Below are 11,389 nucleotides of genomic sequence, written 5' to 3' on the forward strand. Positions count from 1 at the left end.
CGGCTGCGGACAGTCCACGGCTACTCACAATACGTGCTGCGGAAGGCTCATTTGGCCGGTTTGAAGGTAGCGAAGAAGGTCGTGAGGGCCTTGGTGCTGGTATCGCTGGTCCACGCGTCGGCCGGAGTCGTGAACATGATGGCGTACCCGTGCTTCGGGTCCGTCACCATGCCGCGATTCAGGACGTGTACCTGCTTACCCTTCACGTCCCGCTTGTACTCCCAGTCGGCCGCGTCGTACGAGCGGTACTGCGTCTGGGCCACCTTGAGTTCCTGGTAGCCGGGCATGCCGTTCCGGCCGGACTTTGCGGTCTTCGCCGCGTTCTGCCAGTCCTTGAGCGCGCTCGGCCCCGGCGAATGCGTCCAGTCCACGAGCAACTCGCTGCCGTCCGAGCCCCGGAACTTCGAGCCGCTGCCGTACCCGTTGTCCCCCACGCGCTTCCAGCCGTTGGGCAGGGCTATCGAGAAGCCCTCGGAGTCGTCGTAGCGGTAGAAGCCCGCCGGTACGGCGTCCGAGCCGCCGGTGGCCGGCGGGGACGAGGCGGGGGTGGTCGGCGCGGAGGCCGAACTGCCCGGCGACGACGGCGACTTGCTGTCGTCCGTGCCGCCCTTGCTGTCGTCGTCGTTCTTCGCGCCGGTCGACGCGGAGGCCGAGGCCCCGCCCTTCGGCTTCGACGCCGATCCGTTCCCGCCGTCGCCGCCACCGGAGTTGGCGAGCGCTATGCCGATCACCGTGCCCAGCAGGACGATCACGATCGCCGCGGCCACGATGACCATCGTGCGGCGCGGTACGACGTCGGTGAGCGACGCGCGCGGCGGGGCGGGCGGCGGGACGGGGCCGCCCGGCTCAGGGGCGGCGGCCGACGTCGCGGGCTTCGCGGGGATCTTGGCGGCGGCGGCCTTGCGGACCGAGCGCAGCGCGTCGCGGACCCGGGCCTGGTCGGCGGCGGCTTCGCCTCCGGCGGTGGGGGTCCCCCCGCCGGAGGCAGCGGGAGCGTCGGTCGGGGTGGGCTGCGGGTCCACGTTCAGCACGACGGTACGGGCGTCGGAGGTGGGCGGCGCGACCGGGCGTTCGGGGGCGTGCGCGACGGTGGACAGCAGGGCGTACGCGGCGTCGTGGTCGAGGCGTTGGGCCGGGTCCTTGACCAGCAGGCCCTTGATCGCCTCGGCGAGCGGCCCGGCGTTGGTCATCGGCCCGACCGGCTCGGTCATCACGGCGGTCAGGGTGGCGATGGCCGACCCCTTGTCGTAGGGCGGGCGGCCCTCGACCGAGGCGTAGAGCAGCGCGCCGAGCGACCACAGGTCGGCGGGCGGGCCCGGCTTCTGGCCGCGCGCGCGTTCCGGCGAGATGTACGAGGGGGCGCCGACGAGCATGCCGGTGGAGGTGACGGACGGGTCGCCGTCGATCTGGGCGATGCCGAAGTCGCTGAGGACCACGCGCCCGGCGCCGCGGCCCGCGGGGTCCGAACCGCGGTCGGCGAGCAGGACGTTGGAGGGTTTCACGTCGCGGTGCAGGATGCCGGCGTTGTGGGCGGCCTTGAGGACGTCGAGTATGACGAGGCCGACCTCGGCGGCGCGCTTGGGCGTGAGCGGGCCGTCCTCACGGATCGCGTCGGACAGCGAGCGGCCCTCGACCAGCTCCATGACGATCCACGGCCGGTCGTCCTCCTTGACCACGTCGAAGACGGTGATCGCGCCGGTGTTGCGAATCCGCGCGGTGGCCTTGGCCTCGCGCAGGGTCCTGGTGACCAGGCGCTGCTTCTCGTCCTCGTCGACGTTGCCGGGGAAACGCAGCTCTTTGACCGCGACGGTACGGCCCAGCGTCTCGTCGACGGCGCGCCACACCGTGCCCATGCCGCCTTTGCCGAGGACTTCGCCGAGGCGGTACCGGTCGGCGAGCACGCGTCCGTCGGTACTTTCGACCTCGCTCATGGGATCCCTCTGGAGTGCTGGACGTGTAAACACCCATCATCCCCGAACGGGGGACGCGGAAGCGAACCCGGCTTATGGGTTCGATAGCCGGAAACCGGCCACAGCGTTCGTGAACACCGGTCGGTAGGTGTCCCATTCGGCGTCCGGAGCCGACAGGTAGACCGCGTACTCACGACCACCCGGCTTGCCGAATCCGAGGTCGATCGCATGGAACTTGCGGACCGAGCCCTGGAAGGTGAACTCCCACAGCGCGGCGGGCATCCCCAACTGCACGGTGCGGATCATCCGTTCACGGTGGTACTCGTCAACCTGCTCCTGGGTCTGCGGCTCCAGAGTCAGCCAGTGCTCGTACGGGTCGTCGCTGCCGAAGTCCAGCGAGCTGATCTTCAGGCCGATCTTGCCGGTCGGGTCGATGAAGTCGACCTCGTCGCCGTCGTTCTTGACCTGCCGCGTCCAGCCGTCGGGCACCGGCACCGCGTAACCGTGGTCGGACTCCGTGACCAGGTGGTAGCCGTCGGGGACCGGCGGGGGCGGCGCCGTGGTGCTCGGCGTGGGACCGGCCGAGGACGTGGTGCCGGTGGGCGGTGTGCTGACCGCGGTGGTGGGGCCGGGGCTCGCGTCCGTACCGGAGCCGCCGTTGTGGATGACGGCGAAGGCGGTGCCCGCGGCCACGAGGGCGAGGACGGCGACGCCCGCGATCCACGCTCCGGTACGGCGGCGCGGCCGTTCGGGGCGGTGCGCGCCGGAGTGCGGGCCGGTGTCGGGGCCTGAACCGCCCGCGCCCGTACCGAAACCGGCGGCCGTTCCCGTACCGGTTCCCGTGGAGTAGGGCGGCGGGGGCCCGAAGGAGTCGGCGTACGGAGGGGAGTGCGCGCCGCCGGGGGGCGGGGCGCCGGGCACCTGGGTCACGGTGGCGGTCCGGCCGTCGCCCGCGGAGTAGGTGAACCGGTCGGTGTCGACATGCCCGGTGTCGGGTTCTGCCAGCGGAATCCGCAGCAGCCGCTCGGTCTCGGCCGCGGACAGCCGCTCGGCCGGCTCCTTGGCGAGCAGCCCGGCGATCACCTGGGTCAGCGCGCCCGCGTTGGCGGCCGGCAGCACCGGCTCCTCGGCGATGGCGTACGCGGTCTCGATCGCGGTCGGCCGCCGGAAGGGCGACTCGCCCTGGACGGCCTGGTAGAGGGTGGCGCCCAGCGCCCACAGGTCGGCCTCGGGTCCGGGCAGGGCGCCCCTGATCCGCTCGGGCGACAGGAAGTCGATGGAGCCGATGAGTTCGCCGGTCCGGGTGAGGGTGGAGGTGCCGGACGCCTGGGCGATGCCGAAGTCGGTGAGGACCACGCGCCCGCTGCCGTAGCCCTGTTCCGCGGAAGCGCCCTCGACGGGCGCGCCGCCCTCGACACCGAGCAGGACGTTGCCCGGCTTGACGTCGCGGTGCAGCACTCCGGCGCGGTGCGCGGCCCGCAGCGCGGCGACCATGCCGCGGCCGATCCTGGCGACTTCGGCGACGGGCAGCGGTCCGTGCTTCTTGAGCTGTTCGCCGAGCGTGACCGACGGGACGTACTCCATGACGATGGACGGCAGTCCCTCGTCGTCCACGACGTCGTGCACGACCACCACGTTGGGGTGGCTGATCCGGGCGGCGGCGCGCGCCTCGCGGCGGGTGCGCTCGAAGAGGGTGGCCAACTCGTCGTCGTGCATGTGCGGCTGGGGCGGGTGCAGCTTCTTCACCGCGACCTGCCGGCCGAGGAGTTCGTCCTCGGCCCGCCACACGGTGCCCATGCCGCCCCGGCCGATGCGTTCGAGCAGCCGGTACCGGCCCGCGACCAACCGCCCCTCGTCGGCCTGTCCCGTCATCTCGCGCCCTTCCGCCCGCTCCCCCGACGCGCGCCGCGTCTCCCCCGAGACGCACCGTGCCTAGAGGGGAACGATATCGGGCGCGCCCAGCCTGGCCGCATCCGCGGTCAGATCATCGGGCTGGAGCTGCGACTCGCGCTCGGCCTCCACGCGCTTCTCGTAGTAGGCCACTTCCTTGTCGATCTGGTCCTTGTCCCAGCCCAGGACGGGTGCCATCAACTCGGCGGCCTCGCGGGCGCTGCGGGTGCCGCGGTCGAACGTCTCGATCGAGATCCGGGTCCTGCGGGCGAGCACGTCGTCCAGGTGGCGGGCGCTCTCGTACATCGCCGCGTAGACGATCTCGGCGCGCAGGTAGTCGTCGGCCGAGGTCAGCGGGGCGCCCAGCGACGGGTCCTCGGCGATCAGCGCGAGCACCTCCTCGGCGAGCGAGCCGTACCGGTTGAGCAGGTGCTCCACCCGGGCGACGTGCAGTCCGGTGCGGGCGGCGGTGCGGGCGCGGGCGTTCCACAGCGCGTGGTAACCCTCGGCGCCGACCAGCGGCACATCCTCCGTGCAGCACTCGGCCACCCGGTGGTCCAGGCCGTGCACGGCCTCGTCGACCGCGTCCTTGGCCATCACGCGGTACGTCGTGTACTTGCCGCCCGCGACCACCACGAGTCCCGGCACCGGGTGCGCCACGGTGTGCTCGCGCGAGAGCTTGCTGGTGGCGTCCGACTCCCCGGCCAGCAGCGGACGCAGGCCCGCGTAGACGCCCTGGACGTCGTCCCTGGTCAGCGGGGTGGACAGCACCGAGTTGACGTGTTCGAGCAGGTAGTCGATGTCGGCGCTGGACGCCGCCGGGTGGGCCTTGTCCAGGTCCCAGTCGGTGTCGGTGGTGCCGATGATCCAGTGCCTGCCCCAGGGGATGACGAAGAGCACGCTCTTCTCGGTCCGCAGGATGAGCCCGGTGGTGGAGTGGATCCGGTCCTTGGGGACCACCAGGTGGATGCCCTTGGACGCGCGGACGTGGAACTGGCCGCGCTCGCCGATCAGCGCCTGCGTGTCGTCGGTCCACACCCCGGTGGCGTTGACGATCTGCTTGGCGCGGATCTCGTACTCGCCGCCCTGCTCGCCGTCCTGCACCCGCGCGCCGACGACGCGCTCGCCCTCGCGGAGGAAGCCGATCACCCGCGCCTGGTTGGCGACCTGCGCGCCGTAGGAGGCGGCGGTACGCACCAGGGTGGTGACGAAGCGCGCGTCGTCGACCTGCGCGTCGTAGTACTGGAGCGCGCCGACCAGCGCGTCCTTGCGCAGCGCGGGCGCGACCTGGAGGGCGTGCTTACGGGTGAGGTGGCGGTGCACCGGCAGGCCGCGGCCGTGCGCGGAGGAGACCGACATGGTGTCGTACAGCGCGACGCCGGAGCCCGCGTAGAGCCGCTCCCACGCCTTGTGCTGCAAGGGGTAGAGGAACGGGACCGGCCGCACCAGGTGCGGGGCGAGGCGTTCCAGGAGCAGGCCGCGCTCCTTGAGGGCCTCGCGGACCAGCGCGAAGTCCAGCATCTCCAGGTAGCGCAGGCCGCCGTGGATCAGCTTGCTCGACCGGCTCGACGTGCCGGACGCCCAGTCGCGGGCCTCGACCAGACCGGTGGACAGGCCACGGGTGACGGCGTCCAGCGCTGTTCCCGCGCCGACCACCCCGCCGCCCACGACCAGCAGGTCCAGCTCGTGCTCGGCCATCCGGGCCAGTGCCCCGGCCCGCTCGGCGGGGCCCAGTGTTGACGTACGCATCCGTGTGCCTCCCATGGTGGCGGCGCTCTCGCGTGCCGCCGCGGTGGATAGCCCTCCACTCGATAGTGACCGCCACCGCCGCGAGCGGCCACCCTTGACCCGCCGTCGAGGGGGGTGCCGGGGCGCGCCCGCGGTGCGGCGAGGCGGTGAACGCCCTGCGGGCAGGGCGTCCGGGCCGTCCCTCTCCTACCCGGCGATCCCGTGCCTCTTCTGCCCGTAACCCGGATGACTGCACGGCGCGCCGTGCGGTCATATCAGTCATTTGTCTGGTTAGCCTGATTTAAAGCCATCCGTGGAGCCATCCGTGGAGTCCCCGTGGTGGTCGCAAGGGAGAGGACTGAACCGCATGCCCGCAGACCTCGCAGTGCTCGGACTCGGCCGCACCGGACTTCCCCTCGCCCAGGCGGCGACCGCCGCGGGCGTCGGCGTCATCGGCTACGAACCCGACCCGGCCGCCGCGGCCGACATCAACGCGGGCCGCGTACCGCCGGGCACGCTCGCCGCCGCCGACCTGCGCCGGATGCTCGCGGGCGGCTTCCGCGCGACCGCGGACCCGGCGGTGCTCGGCCGGGTCAGGACCGCCGTGATCTGCGCGCCCACCCCGCTCGGCGAGGACCGCGCCCTGGACCTGACGGCGGTGTCCGCCGCCGCCCGCGCGCTCGCCGGGCACCTGCGCCCGCACACCACCGTCGTCCTGGAGTCGGCGGTCTACCCCGGCACCACCGAGGGGTTCCTGCGCCCGCTGCTGGAGGCCGACGGGCTGCGCGCGGGCCGGGACTTCCACCTCGCCTACTCCCCCAGCCGCCTCGACCCCGGCAACCGGGACTTCCACCTCGCCAACACCCCCAAGGTGATCGGCGGTTGCACCCCCGCCTGCACCGAGGCCGCCGCCGCCTTCTACGGCCGCTTCACCGAACGCATCGTGCGCGCCCGCGGCCCCCGCGAGGCCGAGGCGGTCAACCTGCTGGAGACCAACTACCGGCACGTCAACATCGCCTTCGCCAACGAGATGGCGGTCTTCTGCCACGACCTCGGCGTCGACCTGTGGGACGTGATCCGCTGCGCCGAGACCAAGCCGTTCGGCTTCCAGGCGTTCCGACCGGGACCCGGCGTCGGCGGCCCGGCCGCCGCCCTCGACCCCAACGCCGTCCCGCTCTTCGCCGCCATGCCCGCCCAGGGCCAGGTCCGCATGCTCGGCCACCCGCTGCGGATGGTCGAACTGGCCCAGGAGGTCAACTCCCGCATGCCGCGCTACGTCGTCCAGCGCGCCGCCGCGCTGCTCAACGAGCACGGCAAGTCCCTGCGCGGCGCCCGCGTCCTGCTGCTCGGCGTCACCTACAAGGCCGACCTGGCCTCCCAGGAGGGCGCCCCCGCCCGCGAGATCGGCACCCGGCTCATCGAACTCGGCGCGCAGCTGTGCTACCACGACCCCTACGTACCGCAGTGGCGCGTTCTCGACCGTCCGGTGCCGCGCGCCGACTCCCTGTGGGAGGCCGCCTCCGAGGCCGATCTGACGGTGCTGCTCCAGCACCACCGCACGTACGACCTCCAGGGTCTGGCGGTCAAGGCGCAACTCCTGCTGGACACAAGGGGGGCGACGCCCGCGGGCGCGGCGGCGCGGCTGTAGCGGCCCGCCGCGGCGGGGTTCCCGATCCGCGTGTAGTGGTCATGTAACGACCGGAAGAACAACTTGTCCGATTGTCACCCCCTGCTGCTAGATTTCGGCGTCCATCGTCGAATGCCGTATCCCGGGGGACCCCATGAGCGCCAACTACCCGCCGCCGCAGCAGCCGCAGCAGCCGCAGCAGCCCGGTGGCCAGAATCCGTACGGACCGCCGCCGGGCGCCGGATACGGCTACCCGCAGCAGCCCCAGGCCCCGTACGGCCAGCAGCCCCAGGCGCCCTACGGTCAGCAGCCCCAGCAGCAGTGGGGCGCGCCGCCCGCGCCCGGCGCCTTCAACCCGGCCGCCTACCCGCCGCCGGTGCCGGTCGCCCGCCGCGACAACCCCGGACTCGGCTTCCTGGTCGGCCTGCTGGCCGCGATCGTCGCCGCGCTCGCGTACGGCGGCATCCTGCGCGCGCTGTCCAGCGACGACGGCAGCACCCACGAATTCCGGCTGATGGCGATCGGCGTCGGCGCGCTCGTCGGCCTCGCCGTCGGCAAGGCCGGCGGACGCAACCCGGCCCTGCCGTTCGTGGCCGTCCTGCTCGCACTGTTCGCGGTCGTCTTCGGCGAACTCTTCGGCGGCGCCCTGGTGATCAGCCACTACGTGTCGGGCCAGGGCGGCTCGATGCCGGTCACCGACATCTTCTTCCACCACTTCGGCGACCTGCTCGACTCGTGGAAGCAGGACTTCAGCTTCATGCGCTTCCTCTTCCTCGCCGTCGCCGCGTTCATCTCCTTCGGCGTCGCGAAGCACGCGGGCGACAACTGACGACAACCGCCCCGGCGCGGTGACGCGTACCGCGCCGTGACGCGACGAGGGGCCGTACCGCCTGCGCGGTACGGCCCCTCGTGCGTTCTACGGCGTGTGCGGTCTAGGGCGTGTCCGTAAAGTCGCGTCGTCCGCCCGGAGGGCGGGGCTGGCGGTGTCTGGTGCGTGCGATCGCAAGGCGGAGGGTCGTCCTCATAGTGGGCCTATTCGGATGAGCCCGACAACGCAGCGAGCGTGCGTGCCAGGCGCCGCCAGCCAGGCGAGACTTTACGGACACGCCCTAGCGGTGGTGGGTCGGGGAGACCGTCACCTCGACGCGCTGGAACTCCTTCAGGTCCGAGTAGCCGGTGGTGGCCATCGAGCGGCGCAGGGCGCCGAAGAAGTTCATCGAGCCGTCGGGCGCGTGGGACGGGCCGAGCAGGATCTGCTCGGTGGTGCCCGCGGTGCCGAGGTTCATCCGCTTGCCGCGCGGCAGTTCGGTGTTGACCGCCTCCATGCCCCAGTGGAAACCGCGGCCCGGCGCGTCGGTGGCGCGGGCCAGCGGGGAGCCCATCATCACCGCGTCCGCGCCGCACGCGACCGCCTTGGGCAGGTCACCGCTGGCGCCGAAGCCGCCGTCCGCGATGACGTGCACGTACCGGCCGCCGGACTCGTCCATGTAGTCCCTGCGGGCGGCGGCGACATCGGCCACCGCGGTCGCCATCGGCACCTGGATGCCCAGCACATTGCGCGTGGTGTGCGCGGCGCCGCCGCCGAAGCCGACGAGGACGCCCGCGGCGCCGGTCCGCATCAGGTGCAGCGCCGCCGTGTACGTGGCGCAGCCCCCGACGATCACCGGCACGTCGAGTTCGTAGATGAACTGCTTGAGGTTCAGCGGCTCGTGCGAGCCGGAGACGTGCTCGGCGGAGACCGTGGTGCCGCGGATCACGAACAGGTCGACGCCCGCGTCCACGACCGCCTTCGAGAACTGCGCGGTGCGCTGCGGCGACAGCGCGGCGGCCGTCACGACGCCCGCGTCCCGGACCTCCTTGATCCGCTGCCCGATCAGCTCCTCGCGGATCGGCGCCGCGTAGATCTCCTGGAGGCGGGCCGTCGCCCGGGTGTCGTCCAGCTCCGAGATCTCCGCGAGCAGCGGCTCCGGGTCGTCGTACCGGGTCCACAGCCCTTCGAGGTTCAGCACCCCGAGGCCGCCGAGGTTCCCGATCCTGATCGCCGTCTCCGGCGACACCACCGAGTCCATGGGCGCCGCGAGGAACGGCAGCTCGAAGCGGTACGCGTCGATCTGCCACGCGATCGAGACCTCCTTCGGGTCCCGGGTGCGCCGGCTCGGCACAACGGCGATGTCGTCGAACGAGTACGCCCTGCGGCCTCGCTTGCCCCGACCGATCTCGATCTCTGTCACGTCCTGCGCCTTTCTTTTGACCTGCGGCCCCTCAGTATCCCCGTTCGGCCCGCGGGCGGCCCGTGCCCCGTCGGGGATGCGCCCCCGCGCGCTGCCCCGGCACGGGACCTGTGCCCCGTGGGGGCGCGGGGAGAAGAACCGCCCGGGGCCGCGCCGCTAGGAACAACGTCCAGCGCGTGGCGGACGCACAGGGGCCGCGGCCCGGAGGACCAGGGCCCGCGCAAGCGCGGGGTCAGCCGTGGTAGTTGGGGGCCTCTACGGTCATCTGGATGTCGTGGGGGTGGGACTCCTTGAGCCCGGCGGCGGTGATGCGGACGAACCGCCCCTTGGACTCCATCTCGGAGACGGCGGCGGCGCCGACGTAGCCCATGGTCTGCCGGAGACCGCCGATGAGCTGGTGGAGGACGGCCGACAGCGGTCCGCGGTACGGCACCTGGCCCTCGATCCCCTCGGGCACGAGCTTGTCGTCGGAGGAGACCTCGGCCTGGAAGTAGCGGTCCTTGGAGTAGGAGCGGCCCTGGCCGCGGGACTGCATCGCGCCGAGCGACCCCATGCCCCGGTAGGACTTGAACTGCTTGCCGTTGATGAAGAGCAGCTCCCCGGGGGACTCCTCGCACCCGGCGAGCAGGCTGCCGAGCATGACGCTGCTGGCGCCCGCGGCGAGCGCCTTGCCGATGTCGCCGCTGTACTGGAGGCCGCCGTCGCCGATGACCGGCACCCCGGCCTCGATGCACGCCTGCGCGGCCTCGTAGATCGCGGTGACCTGCGGGACGCCGATGCCCGCGACGACGCGGGTGGTGCAGATGGAGCCGGGTCCGACACCGACCTTGACGCCGTCGACACCGGCGTCGATGAGGGCGCGTGCGCCGTCACGGGTGGCGATGTTGCCGCCGACCACGTCGACCCCGCCGACGCTGGACTTGATCTTCGCCATCCAGTTCAGCGCGTTGCTGTTGTGGCCGTGCGAGGTGTCCACGACGAGGAAGTCGACGCCCGCGCCGACCAGCGCCTGGGCGCGGTCCAGCGCCTCGGGGCTGGCGCCGACGGCGGCGCCGACCAGCAGCCGGCCCTCGGAGTCCTTCGCCGCGTTCGGGTACTGCTCGGCCTTGACGAAGTCCTTGACGGTGATGAGCCCGCTGAGCTTGCCGTCGGCGTCGACCAGCGGCAGCTTCTCGATCTTGTGGCGGCGCAGCAGCGCCATCGCGTCGACCCCGGAGATCCCGACCTGGCCGGTGACCAGCGGCATCGGGGTCATGACCTCGCGGACCTGGCGGGAGCGGTCGCTCTCGAAGGCCATGTCGCGGTTGGTGACGATGCCGAGCAGCCGCCCGGACGCGTCGGTGACGGGCACGCCGCTGATCCGGAACTTCGCGCAGAGCGCGTCCGCGTCGGCGAGCGTCGCGTCGGGCCTGACCGTGATCGGGTCGGTGACCATGCCGGACTCGGACCGCTTCACCAGGTCGACCTGGTTGACCTGGTCCTCGATCGACAGATTGCGGTGCAGCACGCCGACGCCGCCCTGGCGGGCCATCGCGATGGCCATCCGGGCTTCGGTGACCTTGTCCATGGCGGCGGACAGCAGCGGGATGTTCACCCGGACGTTGCGGGAGATGAGGGAGGAGGTGTCCACCTGGTTGGGCAGCACCTCTGACGCCCCCGGAAGCAGCAGCACATCGTCATAGGTCAGCCCGAGTGTGGCGAACTTCTCAGCTACTCCGTCGGCGTTCAGCGTCATGACACCTTCCCGAATGGTCTTGCCCGGCGAGTTGTTCAATGGTAGTGGCTTCGCCGCTATTCCCATGACGCGCTCGGCCGGGCCCGTACACCCGTACGGTCACCAGCGGTCGGACCGCGCGGCCGGACCGTGCCGTCGCACCCGGGTGCCGGGGGGGGGGGGGGGGGGGGGGGGGAGGTTTCTTGGGTCCTTGTTCTTTTGTTCGGTTTTTCTTTTTTTTTTTTTCTTTTTTTCCCCCGCTCGGATCGTCGGGGCCCTCCCGGTCGAC

At 72.0% G+C, this 11,389-nt stretch carries 7 protein-coding genes; 2 read left to right on the forward strand and 5 right to left on the reverse strand.

What is annotated here, in order from left to right; genetic code table 11:
* Nucleotides 1–47 precede the first annotated feature (47 nt).
* The 3 genes from ACZ4EF_RS24320 to ACZ4EF_RS24330 all read right to left on the reverse strand — a co-directional run bounded on the left by ACZ4EF_RS24320 (nucleotide 48) and on the right by ACZ4EF_RS24330 (nucleotide 5,549).
* Nucleotides 48–1,931, reverse strand: coding sequence for a serine/threonine-protein kinase (locus ACZ4EF_RS24320; protein ID WP_391163406.1), 1,884 nt, complete (start codon nucleotides 1,929–1,931; stop codon nucleotides 48–50).
* Nucleotides 1,932–2,003: 72 nt separating this feature from the next.
* Nucleotides 2,004–3,782 carry a serine/threonine-protein kinase gene (locus ACZ4EF_RS24325; RefSeq protein WP_467506382.1) on the reverse strand — a complete coding sequence of 593 codons (1,779 nt, stop codon included), beginning with the start codon at nucleotides 3,780–3,782 and terminating at the stop codon, nucleotides 2,004–2,006.
* 60 nt (nucleotides 3,783–3,842) lie between these two features.
* Nucleotides 3,843–5,549, reverse strand: coding sequence for a glycerol-3-phosphate dehydrogenase/oxidase (locus tag ACZ4EF_RS24330; RefSeq protein WP_188281981.1), 1,707 nt, complete (start codon nucleotides 5,547–5,549; stop codon nucleotides 3,843–3,845).
* Nucleotides 5,550–5,895: 346 nt separating this feature from the next.
* Between ACZ4EF_RS24330 and ACZ4EF_RS24335 the strand changes: the two genes are divergently transcribed.
* Nucleotides 5,896–7,176, forward strand: coding sequence for a nucleotide sugar dehydrogenase (locus tag ACZ4EF_RS24335; protein ID WP_355336803.1), 1,281 nt, complete (start codon nucleotides 5,896–5,898; stop codon nucleotides 7,174–7,176).
* A 133-nt stretch (nucleotides 7,177–7,309) separates the two neighbouring features.
* Nucleotides 7,310–7,984: a hypothetical protein gene (locus ACZ4EF_RS24340; RefSeq protein WP_467506383.1), complete on the forward strand. Its 675-nt coding sequence runs from the start codon at nucleotides 7,310–7,312 to the stop codon at nucleotides 7,982–7,984.
* A gap of 280 nt (nucleotides 7,985–8,264) precedes the next feature.
* Here ACZ4EF_RS24340 and ACZ4EF_RS24345 read toward each other — a convergent pair whose 3' ends face one another.
* Together ACZ4EF_RS24345 and guaB are read right to left on the reverse strand one after the other, a co-directional pair.
* On the reverse strand, nucleotides 8,265–9,386 hold the full coding sequence (locus ACZ4EF_RS24345; RefSeq protein WP_355336800.1) for a GuaB3 family IMP dehydrogenase-related protein: 1,122 nt from the start codon (nucleotides 9,384–9,386) through the stop codon (nucleotides 8,265–8,267).
* Between the two features lie 232 nt (nucleotides 9,387–9,618).
* Complete coding sequence (gene guaB / locus ACZ4EF_RS24350; RefSeq protein WP_355336799.1) at nucleotides 9,619–11,121, reverse strand: IMP dehydrogenase; 1,503 nt, start codon at nucleotides 11,119–11,121, stop codon at nucleotides 9,619–9,621.
* Nucleotides 11,122–11,389: the final 268 nt, after the last annotated feature.

It is taken from the genome of Streptomyces sp. NPDC025721 (assembly GCF_055558595.1).

What these genes read in the sequence shown, in the direction of transcription:
- ACZ4EF_RS24320 (WP_391163406.1), bottom strand. Translation starts at nt 1,931, where the DNA reads ATGAGCGAGGTCGAAAGTACCGACGGACGCGTGCTCGCCGACCGGTAC.
- ACZ4EF_RS24325 (WP_467506382.1), bottom strand. Translation starts at nt 3,782, where the DNA reads ATGACGGGACAGGCCGACGAGGGGCGGTTGGTCGCGGGCCGGTACCGG.
- ACZ4EF_RS24330 (WP_188281981.1), bottom strand. Translation starts at nt 5,549, where the DNA reads ATGCGTACGTCAACACTGGGCCCCGCCGAGCGGGCCGGGGCACTGGCC.
- ACZ4EF_RS24335 (WP_355336803.1), top strand. Translation starts at nt 5,896, where the DNA reads ATGCCCGCAGACCTCGCAGTGCTCGGACTCGGCCGCACCGGACTTCCC.
- ACZ4EF_RS24340 (WP_467506383.1), top strand. Translation starts at nt 7,310, where the DNA reads ATGAGCGCCAACTACCCGCCGCCGCAGCAGCCGCAGCAGCCGCAGCAG.
- guaB (WP_355336799.1), bottom strand. Translation starts at nt 11,121, where the DNA reads ATGACGCTGAACGCCGACGGAGTAGCTGAGAAGTTCGCCACACTCGGG.